The following is a 25,986-nucleotide window of genomic DNA, read 5'->3' as shown; positions in this document are numbered from 1 at the left end:
TTGATATGAAAAAAGTGATGGCGATTGCCTTGTTGACGATGTTGAGCAACTGGGCATCCGCAGCTGAAGCGCCGCTTACAGCGGTAACCAATGTATCGGGCAGTGTCGCGGCTTCTACAGCGCCCGCTGCCAGTACTGCAATGGTTGCCAGTGCCGTAGCGGCGTCCAACAGTGGTGGAAGTGCCAACGGCGGTACAACGGGTACCACCGGTACCACGGGTACAACCGGCACGCACAACTAACTGAAGTAACTGTTGGTGCAGTACAAGGTCGCCCGACGAAAGTCGGGTGACTTTGTTTTGGATTCGCCCTTGAATAGCGTAGTGCCATTATGACTCGTAGTTTTTCTCTTTTAATGCTGGCAAGTCTCGCTCTGCAAGGTTGCATGTTTTCCCCCGGTCAACACCTGAGCACCTTTGGCATCACTCGCCAGGGCGCCAGCGAAAGCAGCCGGGTCGAGTTGATTCCGATCACCCCCAAGCTGATCTCCATGAACCGCGCCACGCAAAAGCGTGAGTCAGTGCCCACGGAATTGCTGGCGACGCCAGCCGAGTACCGCATCGGCAACAACGACGTGCTGTACATCACCGTGTGGGATCACCCCGAGCTGACCGCGCCGTCGGGCGCGCAGCAGCAGATCGACGCCAACGGCCGTCTGGTGCGCTCCGACGGCACGCTGTATTACCCGTACATCAAGGAAGTCCAGGCCGCCGGCCGGACCATCCAGCAACTGCGCGACGACATCGAACAGCGGCTGTCGGCGTTCATCGCCGAGCCGCAAGTGGACGTCGCCGTGTTGCGTTTCGCCAGCCAGAAAGTCGTAGTTACCGGCGCGGTCGCCAAGGCTGGCCCGCAAGCGATTTCCACCAACCCGCTGAGCGTGGTCGAAGCCCTTGGTTCGGCGGGCATCGACACCAACAATGCCGACCTGTCCGGCTTGTTGCTGACGCGCAACGGGCGGGTCTATCCGCTGAATCTGGATACCCTCAACCAGCAGGATTCCGAGTTGCAGAACGTCTACCTCCAGGGTGGCGACAAACTGTATCTGCCGTACAACGACAACAAGCGCATCTACGTGATGGGCGAGGTCAACCAGCCGCGCGCCCTGAGCTTCAAGACGGCGACGATGAACCTGTCCGACGTGCTCGGTTCGGTCGGCGGCCTGAGCCAGACCACCGCCAACGGCAACGCCGTGTACGTCATTCGCGGGGTGGAAAATCTTGATGTCGAACCGGCAAAAATCTATCAACTGGAAGCCGAATCACCGACTGCCATGGTCCTTGCCACGCACTTCGAAGTGCGTCCCCAGGACGTCGTTTATGTAGGGCCTGCCAACGTGACTCGCTGGAACCGTCTGATCAGCCAGTTGGTGCCGTCGGCATCGATTGTCGGCACCGGCGCTTCCGCTGCGAAGAACTGGAGCGAATTCACCAACAACAGCAAATAAGGCCCGCCGACTTTGAAAATTTTGAATGTTGGCGTCTGCCTGATGGCGGCCTTGTTGCTGTGTGGCTGTAATCCGCTGATGGTTGCGTCGGTGACCAACCTCAAGTCGGCGGTGGTCGGCCCGGATGATATCGACGTGACGCCGGCCCAGGTGGCCGAGGTCAATTATCCGCAACTCAAACTCACCACGCCGTCCGGTTCCGGTGTGCTGGCGCTGGTGCGCAAGCGTGATGATCTGCAGTTCTGGGTGGCGTCCGGCAAGCAGGTCCTGCTGTTGCGTGACGGTCTCGCGGTACGCAGCATCGGCCTGGGCGCGGAGGGCGACCTGGACGGCACGCGTCTGTCCGATGCCTCGCCGTTCAAGCGCGGTCTGCAACACGTTACCGATGGCCAGACCAGCCAGCGCTGGATCGACCTCTACAAGGGCCAGGAAGTCGGACTGATCGTCAACAGCCGCTTCACCCGCAAATCCGTGGAAACCCTGAAGATTCTGAACAAGGAATACGCCGTGCTGCGTGTCGATGAACGTATCGACGTCCCGGCCATCGGCCTGCGGGCAACCAATCGTTATTGGGTCGACCCGGTGGACGGTTTCATTGTGCAGAGCGAGCAGCAACTGACCTCGCAACTGCGGGTGAAGATCGTGCAGCTGACTCCTGATCGCAGGCATTTGCCATGAAGCGCTTGAGGGTTCTGTCGGCGGGTTTGATGTTGCTCGCCGGCGCGAGTCAGGCGGCGGTCACCGTCAGCGGCGATGTCGCCAACCCCGGGCCGGTGACATTGCCGCCGGGCGGCCGATTGACCGATGTGATCAGCGAGGCCGTACCCAATGCCGAGGGTTACTGGCTGGCCGGTGTGCTGCTGCGGCAGTCGCTGCTTGAGGAGCAGACCCGGCTCAAGGTCGGCGTGCTGTTCGATCTGGACGTGTTGCAGCGCATGGCCGATCTGTTCGATCGACCGAGCCGCAAAGCCCTGGCGGTGCGCATGGCCGAGGACGTACGGCAGATGCCGGTCACCGGGCGCCAGATCGCGGACTTGGACCCGGTGGCGCTGGAAGTCGGCTTCGCCCGCAACATTCGTCTCGACGATGGCGATCGCCTGATCTATCCACCGCGCGTCGATGAAGTCGAAGTGTTGGGCGCGGTCGCCGGGAAATGCCGACTGCCTTATCAGCCGTTGCTCGAGGCTCGTGAATACCTCAGTAGCTGCATGCTGCTGGAGGACGATGCCGACGCCGATTACCTGTGGCTGATCCAGCCCAACGGGGTTTCGCGGCGCGTTGGCATTGCCCACTGGAATCGTGAGAGCGGGCAGTTCCCCGTTGCCGGCAGCAAGATTCTGGTGCCGTTGAAGAACGATGATCTGGATCCGCCTATCCCTGAACTGAATCAGCAGTTGGCCGAATTTATTGCCACGCAGTTGGCTGAGGTGGTTCGTTGAATTTGCGTTTTGCAGCTGTGTTGTTATTGCCGTGCGGCCTGGTCCATGCCGAGCCGCGTATTACCCAGGGCGATTTCGGTGGCACCGGTCTGTTGCAGACGCCCACCGCACGCATGTCCCCGGCCGGCGAGTTGAGCGTCAACGCCAACCGCACCGAGCCCTACAGCCGCTACAGCGTTTCGTTGCAGCCGCTGGACTGGCTCGAAGGCTCGTTTCGCTACACCGCCATTACCAACCGTCCCTACGGCCCGGAATCCATGAGCGGCAACCAGAGCTATAAGGACAAGGCGGTCGACGTCAAAGTCCGGCTCTGGGAGGAAACCCACTGGGCGCCCGACGTTGCTCTGGGCTTTCGAGACGTCGGCGGTACGGGTTTGTTCGCCAGTGAATTCCTTGTGGCCAACAAGCGCTACGACAACCTGGATTTCAGCGCCGGCATCGCCTGGGGCTACATCGGTAATCGCGGCGATATCGACAACCCGTTCGGCTATCTCGATGATCGCTTCAAGACGCGCCCGTCCCTGAAAGGCACCGGTGACGTCAACGCCGGTTCGTACTTTCGCGGCCAGCCGTCGTTCTTCGGCGGCGTGAGTTACCAGACGCCCTGGGATCGCCTGAGCCTGAAACTCGAATACGAAGGCAACGATTACAAGCACGAACCCAAGGACAACGTGATCAAGCAGGACTCGCCGATCAACCTTGGCGCGGTGTTCAAGGTGACCGACTCCCTCGACGTGAGCGCCGCGTGGGAGCGGGGCAACACGGCGATGTTCGGCGTCACCTTCCACACCAATTTCGTCAGCCGCAAGGCGCCGGCCAAGACCTTCGATCCACCGCCGGAGCCGCTGCCGGCGAAGGCACCGACTACGTCGATGGATCAGGTTGACTGGGCGAACGTATCGCAGCGTCTGCAACAGAATGCCGGTTATCGGGTCGAGCGCATTGCCCAGCGCGATTCCGAGTTGATCGTGTATGGCGAGCAGCAGCGCTACTTCCATTCCTCCAAAGCGGTGGGGCGTGCGAGCCGGGTGCTGGACAACAGCGTCAACGACGACATCGACTGGTTCACCCTGGTGAACAAGCGTTACGACCTGCCGCTGGAAGAAACCAGCGTGCCGCGCCAGACCTTCCGCGAAGTGATCAACAACGAGGAACCGCTGCAAACGTTGCACCGCACCACCGAGGTCAACCCGGCGATGCCGCACAACGAAAAGACGCTCTACACCCAGCCGCTGCAGCACTTCAGTTATGGCGCCGGCCTGGGCTTCAAGCAGAACGTCGGTGGCCCGGATGGTTTGCTCTATCAATTCAGCGCCGACCTCGACGCCGAATTCCGCTTCAATCGCAACACCTGGTGGAGCGGCATGCTCAGCCAGAACCTGACGAACAACTTCGACAAGTTCAAATACGACGCACCCAGCGGCTTGCCGCGCGTGCGTACGGATCTGCGTCAGTACCTGACCACGTCCGACACCACCATGCCGTTATTTCAGGTCAGCCATGCCGAGCAACTGGACAAGGATCTGTACGGCATGGTCTACGGCGGTTATCTGGAGTCGATGTTCGCCGGGGTGGGCGGCGAGGTGCTGTTCCGTCCGACCGGTGAGCGCTGGGCGATCGGTGCGGATCTGAACTACGTGCGTCAGCGTGAATTCGATCAGGGTTTCGGCCTGCGTGATTATTCGGTGCTGACCGGTCATATCACCGGTTACACGGATTTGCCTTACGAAACACTGGCGGCGGTCAGCGTCGGCCGTTATCTGGCCGGCGACTTTGGCGGCACGCTGGATATCTCCCGGGAGTTTTCCAACGGCGTGCGCTTCGGTGCCTGGGCGACCATCACCACGGCGGGCAGTACGGAATACGGCGAAGGTAGTTTCGACAAGGGCATTTATCTGTCGATTCCGTTCGACGAGATGATGAGCATGTCGACCATGCGCCGGGCCAACCTGGTCTGGGCGCCGCTGACCCGTGACGGTGGTGCGAGGCTCAGCCGCAGCTTCCAGCTGCACTCGATGACCGATAGCCGTGAAGACGACATGTTCTATCGCAACTTCGGGAAGATTACCGAGTAGGTCCGGGAGAGCGGGAAGCCAGAACGGGAGCCCTTGGGCTCCCGTTTTGGTTTGGTGTGGATGTCTTTGTTGATCCTTCTACCGTTGCCACAGGTTATCGGGTAATACCTGATCTTCAGCATTACCCGGAACCTTGTGGGAGCGAGCCTGCTCGCGATTGGCGTGAGTCCTGTCGACACCGATTCAACTGACCCACCGTACTCGCAAGCTACCCGCCAGCCCCCAAATCCCGCCCACAAAAAAGGGACTTTCGTCCCCTTGCGGTCCTGCCTTGTGAAGCTCTGCGTCTCAGTAAATATCCTTCGACAACAGGGTAAAGGGCGTCTTCACCAGAATCTTCACATCCAGCCACAGCGACCAGTTGTTGATGTACTTGAGGTCGATCTCGACACGCTTTTCCATCTTGTCCAGGGTATCGGTCTCGCCACGGCAGCCGCTGATCTGTGCCAGGCCAGTGATGCCCGGTTTGATTCGGTGACGCGCCATGTAGGCGAGGATCTTGCCCGAGTAATAGTTGTTGTGCGCCACGGCGTGCGGGCGTGGGCCGACCAGGGCCATGTGGCCTTGCAGCACGTTGAACAGTTGCGGCAGTTCATCCAGCGACGTGCGGCGGATGAAGCGCCCGACGGCGGTGATGCGCGAATCGTTGCGGCTGGCCTGTTTGACTTCGCGGTCATCGTGGACGCGCATCGAGCGGAACTTCCAGACCTGAATCACCTTGCCGTTCCAGCCGTGGCGATCCTGCTTGAAAAACACCGGGCCGGGAGAACTGAGTTTCACCGCCAGCGAGATCAGCAGCAGCACCGGACTCAACAGAACGATGGCCAGCAGTGCGACGCTTTTCTCCATCAGGCTCTTGCTCAGGGCGGCGGTCGGGCGGCTGGTCAGCGGGCTTTCATTGAGGTAGATCGCCGGCAGGCCGTCCACGACTTTTACCGAGTGATTGAGCAGCGTCAGGCTGTTCAGGTCCGGCACCCAGACCACGTCGACGTTGGCATCCAGCAGATCGACATACATCGCTTCGATCTTCGCCGCTTCGGACAGCGACAGCGTGATGTAGAGACGGCGGATATCGTGGCGTTTGATCAGCTCCAGCAAGTTTTCCTGATCGCCGACGACCCGTGGTGCGTCTGCGTCCAGAGCGGGCAGGGTGCCATTGCTGACCAGACCTACCAGCGGCAGATTTTCGTGTTCGCTGAGTTTCTTCGCCAGGCCCAGAGCCAGTTCGCCGGTGCCGACGATCAGGGTCTTGTGCTCGCTTTTGCGTGAACGCTGGTAGTACTTCGAAAACGCATGCAGTGGCGCATACAGCAGCGCCTGACCCAAGAAACCGTACACCGCCCAGTCAAGAATCACCTGGCGGGAAAACAGCTCGTCGGCCTTGCAGATGAACGCGATGAACGTCAGCCCGGCCATGGTCATCGACCAGCCCATCAGCAGCCGTCCGAGACCGGTCAGGTAGTTGTCACGCTTTCGGTAGGCGCCGCTGAACGTGTAGGCCGGAACCGAAGCCAGCACGGCCAGCATGGTGCACATCCGGTAATAGAACTCGACCGTTCCCGTGTGCTGCTCAGCCAATACAAATAACAGTGAAACAATAAAGCACTGTGCCAGTGCCCATTGGCCCCAGAAGGTAAGTCCCTTGAGGCCGGTGTTTCGGTTGATACGTAGAGTGAGATCCATATGCGATATCCCCAAAAGACTTCCATTCAGGTTTCGACAGTTGAAATCCGAGTTATCAAACAGACTTGTTTTTGTTGTGGGTGCCGGTGTCTTGAGGTAACAACATCGGTATTCCGAACTGTCGTCAGTGAATAGACTAAGTTATTGGGGAAGATGCTGTCTGACGAGTTCTAACAAGATGGCAGAGTGCCAATCAATTGATTGGGGAAATAATCAAACGTTAGAAAAGGTCAAAGGGCAAAGGGTGAACAAACAATAATCTGTTTGCTATCGTAGGAAGGGTGAGGAGGGAAGCATTACCGAAAAGGAGATTCAAACAAGCAAAGTGCGTTTTTATTTTTGTTGTTGCACTTGCTTCGATTTCTGGATGTGGAGGCTGTGCTTAGGCAACAACTTCCTGGATCAGGCAATAACCACGATTGCGCACGGCACGAAACAGCCGTTCACCATTGCTGGCACTTTTGAACTTGTCTTGAAGACGGCTCAGGCACATTTCCAGCCCGCGATATTGTTCCGGTTCCCGGCCGATGCTGAGGATCAGATCGTCGCGACTGACAACGCGTTCTTCGTGGTGCAGCATCTTTCTGACCAGTGCGGTTTCGAGGCCGGTGAGGCTGATCTCGACACCTTCCTTGACGAGTGCGCCCTGGTCATTGTCCAGATGCCAGGCCTGTGTGCAGGGAGCATTGCCTTCAAGGGAGCTGTTGTCTTCTGTCAGTGTTGGCGTGTTCTGGAGCGAGTTTACCGATTGTGCCGCCAGCCACTCGGACTCGAGGGTGGCCAATATACGCTGTGTATCGTGTTCAATACTGCGAGCGACGCTTTTCCTTGTGCCGCGTGGGTAAGTGAACTCCATGAGCGTGGGAGTGGAAGAGGGCGAAGCAACACCTTCAACAAACATTTGTGCCTGAGACGTACCGAACGAATTGAAACGTTCACTGGAGAGAATGCTCTCGAGTTCACGTTGCGAGGCGGAGTTATTGGTCACGACAACAAAATATTTTCTAGGAGGGTTGTACTGGTTTCCATGTCTCTCTCCTGAATAACGCACCAAATTTGGCTAAAAGGTAATCGGCAGACGAGTTATAACGCGCTCGGAAATAATCGACAGGCAGGGTCTGGGCCCAATTATGGCCCGCGACAAGTTCCACTGGGTCTGCTTTTAGAGTAATGATTTATTGTTATGTTTAAGTGTTGCAGCGCTCATTCAATTGACATCTTTTTATTAGGCAGGTGTTGCGAGTAAAGCGGTGAGACTTTGGATTGTTGTAGCGTTGCATCAGACGTTCCCTCGTATGCTGCAAATGGTGATTTCCTGACTCAGGCGGTCGAGATCAACCCCCTCATCAGGCGGTAGCCATACCCGCGAATGCTCTGTATGGCGTTCGTACCGTACACGTCCTTGATTTTCCCACGCAAGCGGCTGATGGATTTTTCCAGTGCGCGCGGGTCGTAGAAATGCGTGTTGAGCCCCATGATGCCGGCAATTTCGTCATGGCTGAGAATGTGATTGCTGGTTTGCGAAAACGCTTCCAGGATCTTCATCTCGGCAAAGGAAATGTCCAGTTTCTTGCTGGTGTCGGAGAGGCAGATACGGGTCGGGTCCAGTATCAGATCAATGTCACGCAGCCATTCTTCACTGCTGAAGAACTCATTCAGCAACTCGCCACCCTCATCGGAAAGGGTATTGAGCTTGATACAGAAGTCTGCCCCGGCAAGATGGTATTTGATCTTGTTGTGGGCGCCGCGACCGGTAATCACCGCACAAATGATCGGCTTCAAGTTCTCGGTGCGCAGGTTCTCCACCAGCGCCAGATTGTCTTCCAGTGCTTGCGGAGTATCGATGATGATGAAAATGGCGCGATAGGCGCCGTGATATTCGTTTGGTTGATATGAACTAGTGAAAGAGCCGGCTTCCAGCGCCAGACCGGTCTGCACATGCTGGGCAATTAGCGCTCTGAAGTGTTCGGCCACAGCACGGGTACGCGCCAGGGCAAGAACACCTGGCGCGTCGTTTGTCTGGTGCGAGCTTCTAGTCGCTAAGTTCCCTGTAAGCATCATGCCTTGACTCGAAAAAGTGCGGACATCGGGATGTTAAAGCACCGGTTCTCATCTGTGACTGACAATTGGTAACATTCGCGCGATTTTTAGACGTGGCTCCCGAGTTTTTTAACAATAATTAAGCTTTTCAAGCTTTTAGTTGATTTTCTCGGGGTGCTGAACTAACGAAACGAACGTCGTTAGATGGTGGCGATGTGCAATGGTGCCACTATTTTGTAATTATGGCGACCGGTTTTTATGTCCTATGGCCAGTATGGTTCGTCGCCAGAATCAGGGGAGTGTGAGGTGGGTCACATTTTAGGGGTGCAAGGTTATTTTTGCCACTAAGTGAACAAGTTCACAGACAGACGATTATTAACGTGGCTTGAGTGTGTCTTTTGATAAGACATATTCTCCGTCACCAAATCGGGCAATGACTGTAGATCTGCCAATTGTTTAATTGCAGATACTCAACGCCTGAATGCAGTTGACCGGGCGCTCTTGAAGAGCGTTCTGACGGAGGATTAATGGATTTACTGACCTTGTTCAAGGTGTTGGTTTTAGGTGCGGTAGAAGGTCTCACCGAGTTCTTGCCCATCTCCAGTACGGGCCACCAGATTATCGTTGCCGACCTGCTCGACTTCGGTGGCGAACGCGCGATGGCGTTCAACATCATTATTCAACTGGGCGCCATTCTCGCCGTCGTCTGGGAGTTTCGCCCGAAGATCTTTGAGATCGTCAAAGGCCTGCCGACCCAGCGCAATGCACAACGTTTCACCCTTAATCTGCTGATCGCATTTTTCCCGGCAGTGATTCTCGGCGTGTTATTCGCCGATGCCATTCATCATTACCTGTTCAACCCGATCACCGTGGCGGTCGCATTGGTGGTGGGCGGTATCGTGATGTTGTGGGCCGAAAAACGAAATCATGTGGTGAGTGTCGAGCACGTCGACGACATGGCCTGGTCCGACGCGCTGAAGATCGGTTTCGTACAGTGCCTGGCGATGATTCCCGGCACCTCGCGCTCCGGCTCCACCATCATCGGCGGCCTGCTGTTCGGCCTGTCGCGCAAAGCCGCCACGGAGTTCTCGTTCTTCCTGGCAATGCCGACCATGGTCGGCGCGGCGGTGTATTCCGGCTACAAATACCGCGACCTGTTCCAGGCAGGCGACCTGCCGGTCTTCGCCCTGGGCTTCGTCACCGCATTCGTGTTCGCAATGATCGCCGTACGCGGCCTGCTCAAGTTCATTGCGAACCACAGCTACGCCGCGTTTGCCTGGTACCGGATTGCGTTTGGTTTGCTGATCCTGGCGACGTGGGTGTTTGGCTGGGTGAACTGGACGGAAGCGGCGGCCTGATCAATGACTGCTGATCAGCGCGGCGACGGCGAGATCGCTTAAGTCCGTATCTGGTGATTCCTGACGAAAACGCTGCAAGGCTGACGTGAAATATGCGGCTTGCAGCATGCCGTCGCTGGCGAGGAAATAACGTGCTGCTTCTATTTCCTCTACCGAATACACACGTTTTTTCAGTCCGGAAATGTCCGACATCCCATCGACCGTGACCATTGTCGTCGTGAAAACCAGAAAACCAGACATCTGGGTAGATTGAAAAGGGCCATCTCCCCCCTCACCGCACCCCTTCAAAAAATCACAGGATGCATAGGCGTTTGTATAGAGAGTCGAGAGTAAAGCGAGGAGGGTGAAACGCTTGAATAAAACACAGCTGAAAGCGGGCATAACCAAAAGACATCCTGTCAGTACAGCAAAACACCGGGCAACGCTCATTCGTTGCCCGCACAATCAACGCATCAATCAACGACCCGCCAGCAACTCCGCCGCCTGATCCAGCAACGCCAGCGGATCCTTGGCCTTGTGAATATCCACCGACAACAACTGCCGAAACTTGCGCGCCCCCGGGAAACCGGTGCCCAGACCCAGCACATGACGCGTGATGTGATGCATCGCCCCGCCCGTCGCCAGATGCGCGGCAATATAAGGCCGCAACTGCGCCAGCGCCTCGGCCCGGCTGATCACCGGCGCGGTACTGCCGAACAACTGCTGATCCACCTCGGCCAGCAAGTAAGGATTGTGATACGCCTCGCGCCCCAGCATCACCCCGTCAAAGGTCTGCAAATGCTCGTGGCAGGCTTCCATCGTCTTGATCCCGCCGTTCAGAATGATCTCCAGCTCTGGAAAATCCGCCTTCAACCGCGCTGCCACGTCATAACGCAGGGGCGGAATGTCCCGGTTCTCCTTCGGCGACAACCCCTCCAGAATCGCAATCCGCGCATGCACCGTAAAACTCGTGCACCCGGCATCCCGCACCGTGCCGACGAAATCGCACAGCTCCTCATAACTGTCCCGCCCATTGATCCCGATCCGGTGCTTCACCGTCACCGGAATCGACACCGCATCACGCATCGCCTTCACACAATCCGCCACCAACTGCGGATGCCCCATCAGGCACGCACCGATCATATTGTTCTGCACCCGATCACTCGGGCAGCCAACGTTCAGATTCACCTCGTCGTAACCATGCTCCTGCGCCATGCGCGCGCAAGCAGCCAGGTCCAGCGGAACACTACCGCCCAACTGCAAGGCCAAAGGGTGTTCGGCTTCGTTGTGACGGAGGAAACGTTCGTGATCGCCGTTGAGCAGAGCGCCGGTGGTGACCATCTCGGTGTAGAGCAGGGCGTTTTTCGACAATAGGCGTAGGAAGTACCGGCAATGGCGGTCAGTCCAATCCATCATCGGCGCGACGGAGAAACGGCGGGAGAGTGGGGCGGGTGTGGCGGTGATTGGGGGCATTGGGGGTACGGAATCGGTGTGGCTGGGAGGTGGGGGAGTTTATCAGGAATGGAAGAGTGGGGCTTAAGGGGTATCTGAGTGGTGTGCTGACGGGGTTTGGAGGCTGACAAGGGGCGGGTCCTTCAGTCCCCATTCTTCTATGGTGCCGACGCGGATGAGGTTTTCGATATGGCGGGAAAGAGTGCCTAAGTCGTTTATGGCGTCGATGGTGGTGCTACTCGAGCGTGCGTACAGCTTCGTGTCTTTGTATGCTTAGGTACTACAACCGAGGATGCTCTAGTTCGATTTAATGGGTTCTCCTGATAAAAATGGAGTTTTATGACAAGCACTGAAACCGGTTCGAAAAGGCTATACCGCATTCTGGATTTCACTCGGGTAGTTCAAATATTTGAACGTGAGGAATTATATTTTGCGAATCCTGGTAAGTGGGATGATCCGTACGAACGTCGTATAAGTCACTCACGATCTCATGCGATTTTTGCTCAGTGCTGGTGTCAACTGGGGATTTCTGATGCGATGTGGCGGATATACTCGAAAAATGGAATGGGAGTTAGAATTTCAACTACAGACAAAAAACTTAAAGCTGCAGTTAAAGCGTTTGTCAAAGATAAAGGATATATATTTAGACTTGGTGAGGTTGACTATAAATCGCAGACTGATCTCAATGTTGAAGCAAGAGAAATCGCTGCAGAGTTACGAGAGGATTTTAAAATACAGCGGGCTGTAGACGTTCTGTATATGAAGCGAGAAGCTTTCCGGCATGAAAGTGAATGGAGAGCAACTATATTTTGCCCTGATGAAAAGCGTGTTAATGCTAAAGATGGCGTCGCTGTTAAGATTGACCCTCATAAGCTGATTGATAGAATTTTGCTTGACCCAAGAGCGCCCGAAGAGCTTGTTGACGCGTTCAAGTTTTATTTCGAAAAGAAGCTAGGTTTTAAGGGGCCTGTTATTCGATCTGTTTTGTATAAATCTCCAAAGCCGCTAGAGGTGGATGACGAGTTTATAACGTCTTCCGATCTTTAAGATTCAAAGGGGAATTGATCTGTTTTTTAATAAATAAATCTGTTCTCCTTTTTTCTTCATGGAAAGCCAAATCGGTGGTCTTTTGGTGAAGGTCGGAAAAAAAGGGAAAAAGGGGCGGATTTATTTGTTTTAAGCGGAAAATAAAATCGTCCCCATTTTTTTAGATTATTTTCGATAGTGCCTGGAGATTTCTTTCCATATGTATCTGTATCGAAACTCAAGCCAACGTATCAGCAGTTTGTCTATTTGGCGTCGATAACGGCTGCGCTTTCGGGCTTTCAAATTTTCCCTAATGTCAGACGTTAGTTGTTCTAGGTTGAAAGCAGACCAGATCATCGGGATGACTGTCTCAAGGTTCGAATGGCAGACAGGTGCGACTTCCTCGTAGAGAATTCGCTTTATCTCTTGCGGGTCGTAATCTTCGGTCTGGCGCGCGATGGATTCGTAGTTGACCTCGTTGTCTACAAACGCATCGGACAGTGCCCAATAGACGTGGGAGCGCTCCTTCTCAGTTGTTAACGCCCAGTCACGCTTGGTGGAGGATGTCTTCCGAGTAGTTGGTTCAGCCATTTTTGACGTCCTGTCATGTGATGGTGTCAGCCTTGCTTCTAAGGGCGGCCGTGAATGTAGCTGTGAAACAGCATCAAAAGGGGACAGGGGACAGGGGACAGGGGACAGATTTATTTTAATTGATGAATATATCTGTCTTAATTTTTTACTGTTTAATTGGTTGTTTTTTTTATGCTTTTTAAGATTTCTTTCCAAATATAGCGATAGCTGTAACGAAGCCAAAGAGACTTCAGTTTGTCAAAAGTTCGCCGCACTTTACTCCGTTGACGAGCTCGCAGTTCTTTTTCAATCTCGTCTAACAGCCACTCATCCTTGAATCCCGTCCAGATGGGAGGTACGGGCGTCTCAAGATTGCCAAAGCACACGGGAGCCACTTCTGAATACAGTATGTCTTCAACAATTTTCAGATCGTAGGATTTAATTCGCTCCGCGATGTATGCATAGTCGACTTCGTTATCAACGAAGGCTTCAGCCAATGCTATCTGGATCTTGGCTTTATCTTCCGGAGTTAAAATACTTCCCAATGGGAAAGCTCCTCTAATTCTTCGTCAAAGGTATCTGCGACTACGCTTCCGGCGATGCCACCTGCCATGCTGCCTAATAAGACCACAGCTACGGCGCATGCTGGCGCTGCTGGACCGCAAATTGCGCTCACACCCAGGCCTGCAAGGAAGCCGCCGGCGGCTCCAGCGCCTAGGATTGTTGCTTGTCGCGCGGTTTCTTTTACTTTGTTGTCGGCGTTCAGTATTTCGTAGGTAGCAAGGGCGGCCGTCATGATGATCCCGACCTTGCCCATGACGGTCATGATTTTTGTACCGGCTGTAAATTTAGTGTTGTCTCGGCCTGATCCTTCGAGGGCTTTATAAAGGATTTCTTTCTGCTGGGTCTTTGAAAGTTGGTTGTAATTTTTGTTGAAGCCGGTTCGAGATTTTTCATCAAGAATATCAGCATGCGTTTTTCCGCCTTTTTTCTTTTTTTCGGCAACGGCAACGCCTTGGGCGGAAGTGAATTTACGATGCTCAAACATTATTTTGTTGCGCATTCCGTTGCTGAATTTTGTACCGTCTTCAACGGTGATATTGCCAGCTCTAACGTCTGCCAATACCTGTTGCGCCATTCGTTTGATATTGCGCTGGTAGCTGGCGCGGACGCGTTCATCTTTGATCGCGTAAATCGAAAAACGTGTGGCGGCGCCTTCCATTCCCGCGATGGCCATTTCAAGTGGAGACTGGCTGAGAGTGTGTTCACTTTTGACAATATAAGAGCCGGTTACTAGGTACGGTTCAACAATAGGGGGGACCAACAATAGGGGGACAGATCTATTTAATCCGGAGGCGATGGCTTTGGGGCCGTGTCCGGGCATGGGGCAACTGGTGGGATCGGTGAGGCGTGCGGCGGGCTTTGCCATGTGTGACTTCCTGTCATCGGATTAGCTGGCACCGACTGTATCAGACTTGCTTTGGCGGGTGTCTGACGGCGACTTGCTCGGTGTATGTCGCCAATTTAAACAGCGAAATCCAAGAGTGTTTAAACGAAGCTCTCTGACACGACTTTGGACCTACACATCCTTGCGCCACCCCCTACACCTAAGACAGAATCCGCCGGCTTGTGCGTCTAGGCCGTGGCTTTTATCGTTCTCGGGTCACTGAAAACCAGTGATCGGGTTTGGTAGCCCGAGTGTTAGATGTACAGCGTCACCGTCTCCGGTCGTGCTTTCGATCGGGGTCTATGGTGGTCATGTACAGGGCGTCTTCGGGCGCGCCGGCTCCTAACACCCGGTCTACCAACCTGTTCATGGCCGCCACCCTTCGTTTGGTAGCGAAAGGGTGAAGCCTTCACTAAGAGTGTTAGGAGTTTCATCCATGATCAAACCAACCCCAAACCCACCCGAAACCGATCCGATTTCACCTTATCAATTCCCAGACTCCAAAAAGCTCAACGAAGCCGCCGAACGCGCCCTCGACCACTACCTCACCCCGCAACAACGCATCATGGGCAGTCACACCGAACACGACCCCATGTTCCTGGCCAACCCCGCCTACACCAGCGAATCCCTGTTGGCCAACGCCAGTGAGTCCCTGGATTCCGCCAGTGAAATGCTCAGTAACTTCGCCGCGATTCTGGAACCCGGTCATCGCAAAACCGCGCTGGGTATCGCGCAAGTGGTGATGGTTGCGGGGCTAGCGGTGAATCAGGCGCTGGATCACGTCGAGCCGAGGACGTAAGCGCAGAGAGAAACCACCGCTCTACCTGAACCCGCGCTGTCGATGGCGAAAGTTTCATGTTGTCGGCGCGCGGGGGCGCCTAGGATGCAGCGATAAGATCGTTTCATCCCAGGGGAGCCGTGCCATGAGTGCCAATGTCGTCAAAGTGCTGTTGATCGCTGCAGCTGTCTCGGTATTGAGTGCCTGTTCGGGCTCCGGTGGGTTGACCACCACCAGTTGTTTTTCTTCCGATTGCCAATCGCCGGAAGGCCGCGCCAGCGCCAATACGCTGAAGTTCGGCGGCACCGGTATTGGGGCCAGCCTCAACCAGTACAGCTCCGGCATGTTGCATGACGATTGAATAGAAAAGGGCGCCCATCGCGGGCGCCCTTTTTCGTATGGCCTAGATCGCGCCGATGCGCTCGACAACTTTCTGCAACGCCGGTCGTTTGGCCAGCCACTCATCCTTGGTAATTCCCAGCAGCACCACATCAATCCGCTCGCCGTCCTTGAGGATGTTCTGTCGTCTGATACCCTCCAGCTCAAATCCGAACTTCTGATGCATTTTCACCACGGCCGGATTGCTCGCCAGTACTTCGCAATTGAGCTTTTCCAGCCCTGCTTCGGCAAACGCGTAATCCAGCATCCAGAACTCGACCACGCTGCCCAGGCCTTTGCCTTGCAGTTGAACGTCGAGGTAAAACGCCCAATCAGCCGTCTTCTGTACGGTGTTGATTGCATTGAGTGAAACAACGCCAACCGCGCGCTCATCCTTGAGCACGACAAACACTTGCTGGCGCGAATTGCCTTTGAGGGACGTCAGCCAGTTTGCATGTTCCTGGTCGCTGATTTCGTGGGAGGTGTACATGTATTTGCGCACGTCTTCCTGGTTTCGAAGGGTGCGGACGTGGGCCTGGATGGCGGGATTGGCTTCGGTGAGGGGGACGAACTGCATGGTGCTTTCCTTGTCTCGCGGGCGCCTGAGCTGAGCCCGCGGGGCCTATCGTTGATGTTTCAGGTTGTGTTCCCGGGCAGGCGCGCGGGAGGGGTGGGATTTGGGGGTATCGTTTTTTCCAGAGCAATTGCGAAATAAACACCAAATGTTTCAAGGTGTTATTGAACTGTATCAGTGTTTTGCTCATAAAACGGCCGTCAATGGCCGGGCGCTGTTCGCCAGGTTGCAGATCGCTCGGGGTGTAGAGGTGGCTGGCAAGTTTGAGGCCGTTGCCGAGGAGCTGACGCGAGTTTTCATAGGAGCTCTCCACGGGTTTGTGCGGTGCCGCATCGGGCGGCAGACGACGCACAGATTGCCGTCGAGGGAGGGGGGCAAATAGAGCGCACGGTTCCTGGGAAAAATTTTCCTATGATAAAAGCTGCCTTCCTTGATTTGTACCCGCGCGCCATGATCGCCCCATGAATACAGAAAACAGCCCCAACGACCTCGGAGAATTCCTCCGGGCCCGTCGTTCCGAGCTTGAGCCGACGCAGTCCGGATTACCCAACGATGCAGGACGTACGTGCCGCGTCGCCGGTTTGCGCCGCGAAGAAGTGGCGATGCTTGCGGGCATCAGTGTCGATTACTGCACGCGGCTGGAGCAGGGCGTCTGTCACCGCTGGCAGATCGTTTCCTGCGCCGAAAGCCCGGATCAGGCGATCATCGGCCTGACGGCGGCGCCGGGCAGTGCGACCGACGAGGCCCTGAATCGACTCACGGCAGGTATCTTTCCCAGAAACGCAAAACGCCCGATGCAGTGCACCGGGCGTTTTGAGGGCGAAACGAGTGTAGACCGGTTTCAGAACCAGCCAGGCTACCTGGTGTGGTGACGAATCACTTATAGGCGCGGGGTGTCTGGATCGACTCGTAATGTGCGAGTGCGGCCAGCGCTTCGACATAACCGGCGATCTCGTGAGCTGCCTCGTCGTAGGCCTTGCGGCGTGCGGCCTGCTCCAGTGTCTGCGGTGCGCCGGTAGCGCCTCCGTAAGCGCGCGCCGCATTGCGGTACTTGGCCAGCGCGGCCAGGGCTGGGCCGAACAGTGTGACGTTCAGCGGTTCGAGAGGCTCGCTGTGCTTTTCGGGGATGCTCATTGCAGGATCACTTGCCTATATGGACTTTACGGATTGCTTTAGGAACTTTGATTTTTACGCGTCTACAGCCTGGCTGCCTTTCAGTTTTTGCCGGCGACGCAGTTCTCTGATTTGCAGACCAATGACGTAGACCACGGATCCAGCCAGGTACAACGGCCAGAACACGATCAGCACTACCTGGATCCAGACGTCCAGGGCATCGGCATTTTCATGAAATAAGGTCTTGATCACCCACGACATGACTGGATTTCGCTGGATTGGATGATCGTGGTCATCGATCCAGTTCCAGATCAGTTTCCAGACTTCGGCCAGCAACAGGACGGCTAACCAGACACCGATGAAAACGAGACTGGGAAGTGCGAGGTGCTTGAGTTCCACGAAAAACCTACTCCATGCCGTCACCGCGGCTACGATTTAATGGTGCTGGTATACGCTTCCATGCAGCGCATCTTGTAGGAAGATTCGCACAGGGGTCGCCATCATATCGCCAGATAAGTCACGATGCTTACAAAAAAGTATATTTTTTTTGAACTTTTCTCCCGAGTGTTGAACCGCGAGTCAGCACCTCGACCTCAGCCCCCCGGATTCACTGAACCTGCGGTCCCGCAAGCCATTCACCGAGGATGTTCTGATATTTCCCGGTGACCTTGCTCAAGTGCAGCCACTGATCGACATACAGCTTCCAGCTCATGTCATCACGGGGCAGCAAGTAAGCCTTTTCCCCGTACTGCATGAATTGCTCCGGATTGACCGCGCACAAACCGGGTTTCTGTTTTTGCTGATACCTCGCTTCGGAGGTGTCGGTGATCATCACGTCGGCCTTGTTGTCGAGCAGTTGCTGGAAGATCGTCACGTTGTCATGCAAAGCCAGTTGGGCTTTGGGCAGGAAGGCGTGGACGAAGGCTTCGTTGGTGCCGCCGGCGGGTTCGACCAGGCGCACGTTCGGCTGGTTGATCTGCTCGATGGTCTGGTACTTGGACTGGTCGGCGCAACGCACCAGCGGGATCTTGCCGTCGACGTCGAGGGTGTTGCTGAAGTAGGCCTTTTTCTGCCGCTCCAGGGTCACCGAAATCCCGCCCATGCCGATGTCGCATTTGCCGGCCTGCATGTCCGGCATCAGGGTTTTCCAGGTGGTCTGCACCCACTCGATCTTCACGCCGAGACTGTCGGCCAGCGATTGCGCCATGGCGATGTCGATGCCTTCGAAACCGCCGTCTTCGCGTTTGAAGGTGTAGGGCTTGTAGTCGCCGGTAGTGCAGACGCGCAACTGGCCTTGTTGCTGGATGGTGTCCAGGTGTGAAACCGGCTCTTGCGCATGAGCGGTGCCGGCCAGCGCCAGCAGACCGCAGAAGATCAACGTATTTTTTCGAATTGTCATTGTGATCGGGCTTGTGCAGTGGGAGTGCCGGCCAGTGTAGTGAAAGGGTTTGCCGGGTGTCATCCGGCGTCCGGCCCGAGCGTCCCCAGCCATGCCACCAACCCCACAATCAACAGCGCAATAACCAGCTCAAATAACACGCTGCGGCGTAGAGCATTGGTCGCCACCTGATGTTGCCCCGCGCGCAACGATTGTTCCAGCAACGGCCCGAGGTGAAAGCGGTTCAGCGCCGCTAAAACCAGCATGCCGGCGAACAGCACGATCTTGATCGCCAGCAGTATCCCGTAGGTGCCGAGCAAGACGTCGCCCGACTTCGGGCCGACGATGAACAGGTAGTTCGCCACGCCGGTCACCGAGAGGATGAGCACAATCGTCGCGCCCACGCCTTCGAAACGTTTGACGGCATCGGCCAGCGACCGAATACGCGCTTCGCTGTACAGAGCGTCGAGCCGCGACATCAAGATCAGCGCCAACATGGCGCCCATCCACGCACCCGCCGCGAGCAGGTGCAGGATGTCGCTGAGCAGGTGCCAGGCGCCATCCATCGCGCCGTGTCCGCTCCAGGCCAGAGAGGCGAGGGCGAGTGCGCCGGCCATCGACGCCAGCCACAACCCCGGCCAGATCATCAAGACGATCAGCGCAAACATCCGCACCGCCCACGCCACGCCGACATCGGTTTCAAACAGCATCATTTGCAGGTGTGGCCACAGTGCCGCGAATTCCGTTTCGCCACTCATGGTGCGGGTCATCAGCACCAGTCCGGTCACTGACAGCAATGCCCCGATCAACACCATCCCGCGCAGCATCGGCCGAAACCGCAGCGTCGCGCCAACGTTGTACAACCCGAACAACGCCACCCCGAACAACAACAGCAAATCCACGTACAACGCCATCCGCAGGAGAATGTTGATCAGGTCGGCCATCGATCACTTCACTTTGAACGTGACGTTGCCGGTGATCGGGTGAGTGTCCGACGACACCGCGCGCCATTCGACCTTGTAGGTGCCGGCGGGCAATGGCGAGAGCGGGCTGACGAGCATGGTTTTCGGGTCGCTGCCGGCGCTGACCTTGGCCTTCATCGGCATTGGCGAGTGGGCCATGCCGGGCATTTCGGTCATCACCAGTTTGGCGCCGGAGAACTGGGTCATCAGGTTCTCGGAAAAGTGCAGTTCGATCTTTTCCGGTGGTGCGCCGTCCGCGCCTTCGGGCGGGGTCGACGACAGCAGTTTCGGGTGGGCCTGTGCCAACGAGCTCAGGAGCAAACCGGTGGCGAGGACGAGGGAAATTTTCAATGTGCGCATGCAAGACCTCTGTGTTGTTTTTTAAAGGAATTCAGAACCACATCCGCACACCAAGGACGAGTCGCGCTTCGCTGCGATCCTCGCCTTCTTCCCGTGCGTAATCGGCGGTGTTGCCGTAGGTGCGGTTCCAGGTCACGCCGATGTACGGCGCGAATTCACGACGGATTTCATAGCGCAGACGCAAGCCGGCTTCGGTGTTCGCAAGGCCCGAGCCGATTCCGCGTTGCGGGTCGTTTTTGCCGTAGACGTTGAGTTCGGCGGTGGGCTGCAGGAACAGCCGATTGGTCAGCAGGATGTCGTAGTCACCCTCCAGCCGTACCGCGCTCTGGCCGTTTTCGCCGAGGAACGCCGTGGCTTCGGCTTCGAAGTTGTACAGCGCCATGCCCTGCAGACCGAACGCGGCCCAGGTTTGCGGGGCGCCGGGTTTGAAGTCCTGGCGCACGCCGCTGACCACGTCCCACCACGGTGAGATCGCGTGGCCCCAGAGCGCCTGGATTTCCGCATCTTCGGTCTTGCCGTTGCTGCGTTCGCCTTCGAGCGCAGCCACAGGCGATCGATGTCGCCGCCGATCCAGCCGGACACATCCCAGGCCAGGGTGCTGGCGTCGTCGCCGTTCTGCCATTCGAGTTTGTCGGCGAGGAAGTAAGTGTTGATCGAGCTGTCGTGCACCTGGTGGCCGCCATGGCTGGTGAACACGGCGGCGCGGTCGGCGTCGGTCAACTTCGGGATCGGCGTGCGGCTTTCGGTCGGCGCGGCGGGCTGCATCATGCCGTCGTCCATGCTTTGCAGATCGCCCATCTGGCTGTGGTCCATGCCCTGCATGTCGCTGGCGGCGAACGCCGAAGACAGCGACAGAAGTGACAACGAAAACACGGCAAATCGAGTCATGGTCGGCGTCCTCATTCTTCCACCCGCACTTCACGGAACATGCCCATTTCCATGTGATAAAGCAGATGACAGTGAAAGGCCCAACGGCCCAACGCATCGGCGGTCACGCGATAACTGCGGCGCGTGCCGGGGGGCATGTCGATGGTGTGTTTGCGCACCTGGAAGTTGCCGTCTTCGTCTTCCAGATCGCTCCACATGCCGTGCAGGTGGATGGGGTGGGTCATCATCGTGTCGTTGACCAGCACCAGGCGGATGCGCTCGCCGTACTTCAGGCGCAGCGGCTCGGCGTCGGAGAACTTGATGCCGTTGAACGACCAGGCGAATTTCTCCATGTGGCCGGTGAGGTGCAGCTCGATCGTGCGGCCCGGATCGCGGCCGTTGGGGTCTTCGAAGGTGCTGCGCAGGTCGGCGTAGCTCAGCACGCGGCGCCCGTTGTTGCGCAGGCCGAGGCCGGGGTCGTCGAGTTTCGGCGCGGTGGTCATGGCTTGCATGTCCACCAATGGGTTGTCCTTTTCGCTGTCGGGGTGCGACTGCATCGGGCCCATGTTCATGCTGGCGTGGTCCATGGCGCTCATGTCCATTGAGCCATGATTCATTCCACCAGAGCCCATGCCGCCCATGCCCATGTCGTCCATGGCCACCAGCGGGCGCGGGTCCAGCGCCGGCACCGGGGCCGACAAACCGGCGCGGGCGGCGAGGGTGCCGCGGGCGTAGCCGGTGCGGTCCATGGCCTGGGCGAACAGGGTGTAGGCGTCGGCGGCGGGCTCGACGATTACGTCATAGGTTTCCGCCACGGCGATGCGCAGTTCATCGACGGTCACCGGTTTGACATGCAGGCCGTCGGCGGCGACCACGGTCATTTTCAATCCGGGGATGCGCACGTCGAAGTAGGTCATGGCCGAGCCGTTGATCAGCCGCAACCTCAGTTTTTCACCGGGGCGGAACAGGCCGGTCCAGTTGGAATCGGGGGCGTGGCCATTCATCAGGAAGGTATACGTGGCGCCGCTGACATCGGCGATGTCGGTGGGATTCATCTTCATCTGCGCCCACATCGTGCGATCAGCGACGGTGGCGCCCCAGCCTTTTTCGCCGACGTCCTGGATGAAATCGCCGACGGTGCGCTTGTGGTAGTTGTAGTAGTCGGACTGTTTTTTCAGGGTTTTCATCAGGCTGGCCGGGTCTTCGTCGGTCCAGTCGCTGAGCATCACCACGTGCTCGCGGTCGTACTGGAACGGCTCCGGCTCCCGGGCGTCGATCACCAGCGGCCCGTAGACGCCGGCCTGTTCCTGCAACCCGGAATGACTGTGATACCAGTAGGTGCCGTGCTGGCGAACCTTGAATTGATAGACGTACACGCCACCGGGCTCGATGCCCTTGAAGCTCAGGCCCGGCACGCCGTCCATGTTGGCCGGCAGCAGAATGCCGTGCCAGTGGATCGAGGTGTCGGCCTTGAGCCGGTTGCGCACCCGCAGCGTCACAGTGTCGCCTTCGCGCCAGCGCAACAGCGGGCCGGGCACGCCGCCGTTGATGGTCATCGCGGTGCGCGACTGACCGGTGAAGTTGACCGGGGTTTCGCCGATGAACAGCTCGAAGTCGGTGCCGGTCAGTTCGTTGAGTTGACCGGGGCTGTTGAGTGCCCACGCTGGTGTGCGCCACAGGCCGAGGCCGCCGAGCAGACCGCCGGCGGCCAGGCCTTTGACGAAGGTGCGTCTTGAGGTGTTGGAAAGCATGCGCTGGAAGTCCCCGTTTGACCAATGACGGGGAGGCTAACCAGCGGCAGCTTTCAGTTGGCTGAGGCGCGGATTACAGTTGCGTCAGGTTGAACCTACAACCCGAGTCCTTCCTGGACTACCAGCAGCAGGTTGTTTTCCGTCAGTGCAATCGCGTCCAGTTGTTGGCCGGTCTCGATGGTCTGCAACCACCAGTGACTCTCGCCGTGTTCGTCGACGGTGCGCAGCAGCGATGTTTCCTTTCCCGGCAGGTTGATCTGCACACGCCCGGCGCCGTCTTCGGTAAATCGCGCAATGGGATCGAACGTCAGGCTGTGATGGTTGGCTTCGATGATCAACTGGTCGATGGCGTAGTCGTGGGGCTCGCCGTCCGGTGAACTTTCGCAAACATGGGTAGGATTTCGCCGAATCTTCAGTCCCACCTCGGTGACCGGTTGCAACCAGCCCTCGATGCGGTGATACAGGTCGTACACCACCGCTGGCCAGCAATCGATTTCCAGTTCGGCGCAGGTGATGTCGTCCGCGTGAGTGTGCCGGGTTTGCTTGAGCTTCGCGGCGAGTTCGTCTGCTTTACTCATTTCGGGATCCCTGTTTGTGGTGTCTGCTTATTAATCGTAGACCTTTCAACGTAGTACAGCTTTGCCTTGCGTCATGCGCCTGCAACACTGGCATGACTCAATCAGCCTCTGACCATTTGACGGTCAGACCACAAAAAACCACGGACGCACGCGTCCCAAGGAACGGGAACATGAAAAAGCTTTTTACAATTATGGCGCTGATTGCGCTGACGGTCGGTAGCATCGGCCTGAGTTCGGCGCGCCAGTCACACACCAACAAGGCACCGACGGAGTCGGTGGCGGGAGTGTTCGATTACTACCTGCTGACGCTGTCCTGGTCGCCGACGTTCTGCCTCACCCACAAGGACGACCCGCAATGCACCGGCAAGGGCTACGGTTTTGTCCTGCACGGCCTGTGGCCGCAATACGCCAAGGGCGGCTGGCCGGAATCCTGCCCGCCGCTGACCACGCTCTCGGCCGCTGAAACAGCCAAGGGCATGACATTGTTCCCGACGAAAAAACTCCTCGATCACGAATGGAGCAAGCACGGCACCTGCAGTGGTCTCGGCGCAATGGGCTACTTCGACGAAGCGGACAAAGCCGTGGCGGCGGTGACAATTCCGCAAGAGCTGCAACCGTTCAGCAACTCTTATTACTTCGAAGCGCAGGAAATCGCCGACCTGTTCCGCAAGAGCAACCCGGGCATCCCGGTCGACGGCATCGCCGTGATCTGCAGCGGCCCGGAACTCTCGGAAGTACGGGTGTGCATGGGCAAGGACCTGCAATTCGGCGCTTGCGGCAAGGGCGTGAAAACCCAGTGCCGGGCGGGGGATATTCGGGTACCGCCGTCGCGATAACGCAATCGGTCACCGGCCATAAAAAACAGGCGCCTTTCAGGCGCCTGTTTTTTTTGCGTGCAGATTTGATCAGCGTCGCGACTTTGTTCATGCTGCGCCCCCCACGGATGATGACGCGATACTGCAAGGAGCTTTTTCATGAGCGGAAAACCCGCTGCCCGAGTGACCGACCCGACAGCCTGCCCATTACCGGGACATGGCACCAACCCGATTGTCAGTGGTTCGCCGAACGTGAATTTCGACGGGCTGCCCGCTGCGCGTATGACGGACAAGTCGGCGTGCGGCAGCCCGATTACCGGTGGCGTTTCCTCGACGGTTTTCATCAATGGTCTGAACGCCGCCACCCTGGACAGCACCGGTGGTCACGGGAATGTGGTCATTGGTGGATCCGGCACGGTCATCATTGGCGATACCGTGACGAACGCACCCTTCAGCGGGCTGCTGCCAATGCCCGTGCACTTCACCGACAAATTGCAGTTGGTGAACGATACCACCAGTGAACCGATGCCGAATCATCCTACATGATCCAGCGTGCGGACGGTCGGATGGAGCACGGCGTGTCCGATGCTGGCGGTTTCACCCACACGATCAGTTCGCATCTTCCGGAATCCATCAAACTGTTTCTGGAGGAATGAGGCATGTGTGCGGAAACGGTTACGTGCGAGAAAGGCAACAATTACAAGCTGCACAAGGAACATACACTGACGGACAAGAAGGATGTCAGTGTGAAGGCTGTTCCGGTGGAGAGTACCAAGGCGGTTGTTGTGTTTGTCGGAGGCGCTGGGGATAAGGAGAGTTACTATTTTTCTGGGCCATATGGAAACATTCAAGAAGCACGTAAGTACTTCGATCAGCGCGTTCAGGATTTGGAAACGGAGGGGAAATATAAATCGGATTGGCTGGGGTACAACCAAGTCAAAGGAAAGAAAGATATTCAGCGGTATGTTCTGGGCCTGATCCCTTACAAGAGCTGCCCCGTATATATCGTGGGTCACAGCCTCGGTGGCTGGAATGGCGCGCACCTGACAAAGATCATGTCTGAGTGGGGATACCGGGTTCAGATGCTGGTTACCCTTGATCCTGTGGGAGAGGGCGCTTTGGTCTGGTTGGGCTCAGATATTTATTTTGATCGTCCTGACCCGGTTGCGGCCAATTGGGTGAACATCAAGGCTACGCCCAGCAAAAGAGACTCTTCAGATGGTGTCGCCGACTTTGGCGAGAAATGGCTTATCACTTGTGGCCCGTCACTGAACGTGAATGTGGATACCAATCATGCAAACGCTTTGGGTCTGTTTACCGCACGTATTGCGGGAAACAAGTCTGCTGGTGATCTGCTGTTTGACTCGATCATGGAGGAATTTTCCTGATGTTTAGATTGTTCGTTTGCCTGCTTATCGTGATCTGTTCGGGTTGTGCAAAAGACCATGCATGGCCTCCAGCGAACTTGAGCTATGTCTCAGTTGAGAGAGACAGGTCTTTATATGTAATCAGATATCAGTCGAATGTTGATGTCTTGGATCTTTTTGGCCGGGGAGAAAGGGTAGGAATGGCTTCAGGCATGCTTCATTGTGCCTTGGCTGAAGATCAGGATTTCTCGGTTGGTAACGCGATTCGGTTTTCAGCGTTTGGCCTGATATCGCCCGATAAAAGAGACGGAGCCCCAGCGGGATACTCTTATCTGACCCATGCTTTCATTTCCGAGACCTCTAGCGACCGAAGCTCGGAAAGATACTTGTCAGTGGCAGAAATCAACCACCTTCTCTCCGGCAAACAACAAATCCCCTGCAAAGTCGTCGTCACCGCTTACGGCTACAAACCCTACTACTCAAACACGATGAACCTCCCGGTCGCAGACCTGCTGCGCGAAGTCAACAAGCCCTGAGCTCAGTGCCAAT

The 25,986-nt window shown here is 56.7% G+C and carries 28 protein-coding genes and 4 pseudogenes; 14 read left to right on the top strand and 18 right to left on the bottom strand.

Annotation, left to right across the window (positions count from 1 at the left end):
* Positions 1 to 5: 5 nt before the first annotated feature.
* From R1A29_RS18635 to R1A29_RS18615, 5 genes are all read left to right on the top strand, one after another.
* Positions 6 to 242 (top strand): hypothetical protein, encoded by a 237-nt coding sequence (locus R1A29_RS18635; protein WP_003226528.1) that lies wholly within the window; start codon positions 6 to 8, stop codon positions 240 to 242.
* Between the two features lie 89 nt (positions 243 to 331).
* Complete coding sequence (locus R1A29_RS18630) at positions 332 to 1,447, top strand: polysaccharide export protein (protein WP_114884344.1); 1,116 nt, start codon at positions 332 to 334, stop codon at positions 1,445 to 1,447.
* A 12-nt stretch (positions 1,448 to 1,459) separates the two neighbouring features.
* The gene (locus R1A29_RS18625; RefSeq protein WP_432217264.1) at positions 1,460 to 2,125 is read left to right on the top strand and encodes a YjbF family lipoprotein; all 666 of its coding nucleotides are present in this window, start codon (positions 1,460 to 1,462) and stop codon (positions 2,123 to 2,125) included.
* On the top strand, positions 2,122 to 2,886 hold the full coding sequence (locus tag R1A29_RS18620; protein ID WP_438299192.1) for a capsule biosynthesis GfcC family protein: 765 nt from the start codon (positions 2,122 to 2,124) through the stop codon (positions 2,884 to 2,886). The genes R1A29_RS18625 and R1A29_RS18620 overlap by 4 nt, the downstream gene beginning before the upstream one ends.
* Complete coding sequence (locus tag R1A29_RS18615) at positions 2,883 to 4,961, top strand: YjbH domain-containing protein (RefSeq protein WP_085713179.1); 2,079 nt, start codon at positions 2,883 to 2,885, stop codon at positions 4,959 to 4,961. The genes R1A29_RS18620 and R1A29_RS18615 overlap by 4 nt, the downstream gene beginning before the upstream one ends.
* A gap of 288 nt (positions 4,962 to 5,249) precedes the next feature.
* Here R1A29_RS18615 and R1A29_RS18610 read toward each other — a convergent pair whose 3' ends face one another.
* The 3 genes and pseudogenes from R1A29_RS18610 to R1A29_RS18600 all read right to left on the bottom strand — a co-directional run bounded on the left by R1A29_RS18610 (position 5,250) and on the right by R1A29_RS18600 (position 8,705).
* Positions 5,250 to 6,644 (bottom strand): undecaprenyl-phosphate glucose phosphotransferase, encoded by a 1,395-nt coding sequence (locus R1A29_RS18610; protein WP_438299190.1) that lies wholly within the window; start codon positions 6,642 to 6,644, stop codon positions 5,250 to 5,252.
* A 382-nt stretch (positions 6,645 to 7,026) separates the two neighbouring features.
* Positions 7,027 to 7,673: pseudogene (locus R1A29_RS18605) on the bottom strand (winged helix-turn-helix domain-containing protein).
* Positions 7,674 to 7,964: 291 nt separating this feature from the next.
* The gene (locus tag R1A29_RS18600) at positions 7,965 to 8,705 is read right to left on the bottom strand and encodes a winged helix-turn-helix domain-containing protein (RefSeq protein ID WP_438299188.1); all 741 of its coding nucleotides are present in this window, start codon (positions 8,703 to 8,705) and stop codon (positions 7,965 to 7,967) included.
* Positions 8,706 to 9,211: 506 nt separating this feature from the next.
* Between R1A29_RS18600 and R1A29_RS18595 the strand changes: the two genes are divergently transcribed.
* Positions 9,212 to 10,042, top strand: a complete 831-nt coding sequence (locus tag R1A29_RS18595) for an undecaprenyl-diphosphate phosphatase (protein ID WP_134827547.1) — start codon at positions 9,212 to 9,214, stop codon at positions 10,040 to 10,042.
* Here R1A29_RS18595 and R1A29_RS18590 read toward each other — a convergent pair whose 3' ends face one another.
* Together R1A29_RS18590 and dusA are read right to left on the bottom strand one after the other, a co-directional pair.
* Positions 10,043 to 10,423 carry a DUF2388 domain-containing protein gene (locus R1A29_RS18590; RefSeq protein ID WP_438299187.1) on the bottom strand — a complete coding sequence of 127 codons (381 nt, stop codon included), beginning with the start codon at positions 10,421 to 10,423 and terminating at the stop codon, positions 10,043 to 10,045.
* 75 nt (positions 10,424 to 10,498) lie between these two features.
* Positions 10,499 to 11,494, bottom strand: coding sequence for a tRNA dihydrouridine(20/20a) synthase DusA (gene dusA / locus R1A29_RS18585; protein ID WP_438299186.1), 996 nt, complete (start codon positions 11,492 to 11,494; stop codon positions 10,499 to 10,501).
* Between the two features lie 318 nt (positions 11,495 to 11,812).
* On the opposite strand from dusA, the gene R1A29_RS18580 reads away from it, so the two are divergent.
* On the top strand, positions 11,813 to 12,520 hold the full coding sequence (locus R1A29_RS18580) for a DUF2971 domain-containing protein (protein WP_438299185.1): 708 nt from the start codon (positions 11,813 to 11,815) through the stop codon (positions 12,518 to 12,520).
* A gap of 165 nt (positions 12,521 to 12,685) precedes the next feature.
* On the opposite strand, the gene R1A29_RS18575 is transcribed toward R1A29_RS18580, so the two are convergent.
* The 4 genes and pseudogenes from R1A29_RS18575 to R1A29_RS18560 form a co-directional block, all read right to left on the bottom strand.
* On the bottom strand, positions 12,686 to 13,090 hold the full coding sequence (locus R1A29_RS18575; protein ID WP_438299184.1) for a DUF7079 family protein: 405 nt from the start codon (positions 13,088 to 13,090) through the stop codon (positions 12,686 to 12,688).
* Positions 13,091 to 13,242: 152 nt separating this feature from the next.
* Complete coding sequence (locus R1A29_RS18570) at positions 13,243 to 13,614, bottom strand: DUF7079 family protein (RefSeq protein WP_438299183.1); 372 nt, start codon at positions 13,612 to 13,614, stop codon at positions 13,243 to 13,245.
* Positions 13,599 to 14,381 carry a hypothetical protein gene (locus R1A29_RS18565; protein WP_438302066.1) on the bottom strand — a complete coding sequence of 261 codons (783 nt, stop codon included), beginning with the start codon at positions 14,379 to 14,381 and terminating at the stop codon, positions 13,599 to 13,601. Before R1A29_RS18565 ends, R1A29_RS18570 begins: the two co-directional genes overlap by 16 nt.
* Positions 14,382 to 14,417: 36 nt before the next feature.
* Positions 14,418 to 14,498: pseudogene (locus R1A29_RS18560) on the bottom strand (PAAR domain-containing protein); the annotation flags it as partial.
* Positions 14,499 to 14,952: 454 nt separating this feature from the next.
* On the opposite strand from R1A29_RS18560, the gene R1A29_RS18555 reads away from it, so the two are divergent.
* Together R1A29_RS18555 and R1A29_RS18550 are read left to right on the top strand one after the other, a co-directional pair.
* Positions 14,953 to 15,315 (top strand): DUF6124 family protein, encoded by a 363-nt coding sequence (locus R1A29_RS18555; protein ID WP_438299182.1) that lies wholly within the window; start codon positions 14,953 to 14,955, stop codon positions 15,313 to 15,315.
* Positions 15,316 to 15,439: 124 nt separating this feature from the next.
* A complete protein-coding gene (locus tag R1A29_RS18550) occupies positions 15,440 to 15,655 on the top strand; it encodes a hypothetical protein (RefSeq protein WP_085712578.1) in 216 nt (71 codons plus the stop codon).
* A 42-nt stretch (positions 15,656 to 15,697) separates the two neighbouring features.
* Here R1A29_RS18550 and pseH read toward each other — a convergent pair whose 3' ends face one another.
* On the bottom strand, positions 15,698 to 16,249 hold the full coding sequence (gene pseH, locus R1A29_RS18545; protein WP_438299181.1) for a UDP-4-amino-4,6-dideoxy-N-acetyl-beta-L-altrosamine N-acetyltransferase: 552 nt from the start codon (positions 16,247 to 16,249) through the stop codon (positions 15,698 to 15,700).
* A gap of 458 nt (positions 16,250 to 16,707) precedes the next feature.
* On the opposite strand from pseH, the gene R1A29_RS18540 reads away from it, so the two are divergent.
* Positions 16,708 to 17,118, top strand: coding sequence for a helix-turn-helix domain-containing protein (locus R1A29_RS18540; RefSeq protein ID WP_438299180.1), 411 nt, complete (start codon positions 16,708 to 16,710; stop codon positions 17,116 to 17,118).
* Positions 17,119 to 17,122: 4 nt separating this feature from the next.
* Here the strand turns inward: R1A29_RS18540 and R1A29_RS18535 are convergent, their stop codons facing one another.
* From R1A29_RS18535 to R1A29_RS18500, 8 genes and pseudogenes are all read right to left on the bottom strand, one after another.
* Positions 17,123 to 17,380 (bottom strand): hypothetical protein, encoded by a 258-nt coding sequence (locus R1A29_RS18535; RefSeq protein WP_438299179.1) that lies wholly within the window; start codon positions 17,378 to 17,380, stop codon positions 17,123 to 17,125.
* A gap of 54 nt (positions 17,381 to 17,434) precedes the next feature.
* On the bottom strand, positions 17,435 to 17,758 hold the full coding sequence (locus R1A29_RS18530) for a hypothetical protein (RefSeq protein WP_438299178.1): 324 nt from the start codon (positions 17,756 to 17,758) through the stop codon (positions 17,435 to 17,437).
* A 208-nt stretch (positions 17,759 to 17,966) separates the two neighbouring features.
* Positions 17,967 to 18,758 carry a transporter substrate-binding domain-containing protein gene (locus R1A29_RS18525; protein WP_438299177.1) on the bottom strand — a complete coding sequence of 264 codons (792 nt, stop codon included), beginning with the start codon at positions 18,756 to 18,758 and terminating at the stop codon, positions 17,967 to 17,969.
* Positions 18,759 to 18,817: 59 nt separating this feature from the next.
* Entirely contained in the window at positions 18,818 to 19,681 is an 864-nt protein-coding gene (gene copD / locus R1A29_RS18520) for a copper homeostasis membrane protein CopD (RefSeq protein WP_438299176.1), read from the bottom strand.
* A 3-nt stretch (positions 19,682 to 19,684) separates the two neighbouring features.
* Positions 19,685 to 20,059, bottom strand: coding sequence for a copper homeostasis periplasmic binding protein CopC (gene copC, locus R1A29_RS18515; protein WP_438299175.1), 375 nt, complete (start codon positions 20,057 to 20,059; stop codon positions 19,685 to 19,687).
* A 31-nt stretch (positions 20,060 to 20,090) separates the two neighbouring features.
* A pseudogene (locus R1A29_RS18510) lies at positions 20,091 to 20,947 on the bottom strand (copper resistance protein B).
* Between the two features lie 11 nt (positions 20,948 to 20,958).
* A complete protein-coding gene (locus R1A29_RS18505; RefSeq protein WP_438299174.1) occupies positions 20,959 to 22,677 on the bottom strand; it encodes a copper resistance system multicopper oxidase in 1,719 nt (572 codons plus the stop codon).
* A 95-nt stretch (positions 22,678 to 22,772) separates the two neighbouring features.
* Positions 22,773 to 23,255 (bottom strand): hypothetical protein, encoded by a 483-nt coding sequence (locus tag R1A29_RS18500; protein ID WP_438299173.1) that lies wholly within the window; start codon positions 23,253 to 23,255, stop codon positions 22,773 to 22,775.
* Between the two features lie 170 nt (positions 23,256 to 23,425).
* Here R1A29_RS18500 and R1A29_RS18495 point away from each other — a divergent pair, with 170 nt between their 5' ends.
* The 4 genes and pseudogenes from R1A29_RS18495 (at position 23,426) to R1A29_RS18480 (ending at position 25,973) form a co-directional block, all read left to right on the top strand.
* The gene (locus tag R1A29_RS18495) at positions 23,426 to 24,091 is read left to right on the top strand and encodes a ribonuclease T2 (protein WP_438299172.1); all 666 of its coding nucleotides are present in this window, start codon (positions 23,426 to 23,428) and stop codon (positions 24,089 to 24,091) included.
* Positions 24,092 to 24,229: 138 nt separating this feature from the next.
* Positions 24,230 to 24,521, top strand: a pseudogene (locus R1A29_RS18490) (PAAR domain-containing protein); the annotation flags it as partial.
* Between the two features lie 208 nt (positions 24,522 to 24,729).
* The gene (locus R1A29_RS18485; RefSeq protein WP_438299171.1) at positions 24,730 to 25,458 is read left to right on the top strand and encodes an alpha/beta hydrolase; all 729 of its coding nucleotides are present in this window, start codon (positions 24,730 to 24,732) and stop codon (positions 25,456 to 25,458) included.
* Complete coding sequence (locus tag R1A29_RS18480) at positions 25,458 to 25,973, top strand: hypothetical protein (RefSeq protein WP_438299170.1); 516 nt, start codon at positions 25,458 to 25,460, stop codon at positions 25,971 to 25,973. Before R1A29_RS18485 ends, R1A29_RS18480 begins: the two co-directional genes overlap by 1 nt.
* Positions 25,974 to 25,986 lie beyond the last annotated feature (13 nt).

It is taken from the genome of Pseudomonas sp. NMS19W, from assembly GCF_051554255.1.
In the GTDB taxonomy this organism is placed as follows: Bacteria; Pseudomonadota; Gammaproteobacteria; order Pseudomonadales; family Pseudomonadaceae; genus Aquipseudomonas; species Aquipseudomonas kribbensis.
The sequence above is the reverse complement of the archived record's forward strand: the minus strand, read 5'-3'. Positions and strand labels throughout refer to the sequence as shown.

Bases quoted from the DNA above. Each gene is read 5' to 3' on its own strand.
- R1A29_RS18550 (WP_085712578.1), top strand. From the start codon at position 15,440: ATGAGTGCCAATGTCGTCAAAGTGCTGTTGATCGCTGCAGCTGTCTCG.
- R1A29_RS18580 (WP_438299185.1), top strand. From the start codon at position 11,813: ATGACAAGCACTGAAACCGGTTCGAAAAGGCTATACCGCATTCTGGAT.
- copD (WP_438299176.1), bottom strand. From the start codon at position 19,681: ATGGCCGACCTGATCAACATTCTCCTGCGGATGGCGTTGTACGTGGAT.
- R1A29_RS18635 (WP_003226528.1), top strand. From the start codon at position 6: ATGAAAAAAGTGATGGCGATTGCCTTGTTGACGATGTTGAGCAACTGG.
- R1A29_RS18480 (WP_438299170.1), top strand. From the start codon at position 25,458: ATGTTTAGATTGTTCGTTTGCCTGCTTATCGTGATCTGTTCGGGTTGT.
- R1A29_RS18505 (WP_438299174.1), bottom strand. From the start codon at position 22,677: ATGCTTTCCAACACCTCAAGACGCACCTTCGTCAAAGGCCTGGCCGCC.
- R1A29_RS18590 (WP_438299187.1), bottom strand. From the start codon at position 10,423: ATGCCCGCTTTCAGCTGTGTTTTATTCAAGCGTTTCACCCTCCTCGCT.
- R1A29_RS18620 (WP_438299192.1), top strand. From the start codon at position 2,122: ATGAAGCGCTTGAGGGTTCTGTCGGCGGGTTTGATGTTGCTCGCCGGC.
- R1A29_RS18535 (WP_438299179.1), bottom strand. From the start codon at position 17,380: ATGAGCATCCCCGAAAAGCACAGCGAGCCTCTCGAACCGCTGAACGTC.
- R1A29_RS18600 (WP_438299188.1), bottom strand. From the start codon at position 8,705: ATGATGCTTACAGGGAACTTAGCGACTAGAAGCTCGCACCAGACAAAC.
- R1A29_RS18495 (WP_438299172.1), top strand. From the start codon at position 23,426: ATGAAAAAGCTTTTTACAATTATGGCGCTGATTGCGCTGACGGTCGGT.
- R1A29_RS18525 (WP_438299177.1), bottom strand. From the start codon at position 18,758: ATGACAATTCGAAAAAATACGTTGATCTTCTGCGGTCTGCTGGCGCTG.
- R1A29_RS18630 (WP_114884344.1), top strand. From the start codon at position 332: ATGACTCGTAGTTTTTCTCTTTTAATGCTGGCAAGTCTCGCTCTGCAA.
- pseH (WP_438299181.1), bottom strand. From the start codon at position 16,249: ATGCAGTTCGTCCCCCTCACCGAAGCCAATCCCGCCATCCAGGCCCAC.
- R1A29_RS18555 (WP_438299182.1), top strand. From the start codon at position 14,953: ATGATCAAACCAACCCCAAACCCACCCGAAACCGATCCGATTTCACCT.
- R1A29_RS18610 (WP_438299190.1), bottom strand. From the start codon at position 6,644: ATGGATCTCACTCTACGTATCAACCGAAACACCGGCCTCAAGGGACTT.
- dusA (WP_438299186.1), bottom strand. From the start codon at position 11,494: ATGCCCCCAATCACCGCCACACCCGCCCCACTCTCCCGCCGTTTCTCC.
- R1A29_RS18540 (WP_438299180.1), top strand. From the start codon at position 16,708: ATGAATACAGAAAACAGCCCCAACGACCTCGGAGAATTCCTCCGGGCC.
- R1A29_RS18500 (WP_438299173.1), bottom strand. From the start codon at position 23,255: ATGAGTAAAGCAGACGAACTCGCCGCGAAGCTCAAGCAAACCCGGCAC.
- copC (WP_438299175.1), bottom strand. From the start codon at position 20,059: ATGCGCACATTGAAAATTTCCCTCGTCCTCGCCACCGGTTTGCTCCTG.
- R1A29_RS18575 (WP_438299184.1), bottom strand. From the start codon at position 13,090: ATGGCTGAACCAACTACTCGGAAGACATCCTCCACCAAGCGTGACTGG.
- R1A29_RS18485 (WP_438299171.1), top strand. From the start codon at position 24,730: ATGTGTGCGGAAACGGTTACGTGCGAGAAAGGCAACAATTACAAGCTG.
- R1A29_RS18595 (WP_134827547.1), top strand. From the start codon at position 9,212: ATGGATTTACTGACCTTGTTCAAGGTGTTGGTTTTAGGTGCGGTAGAA.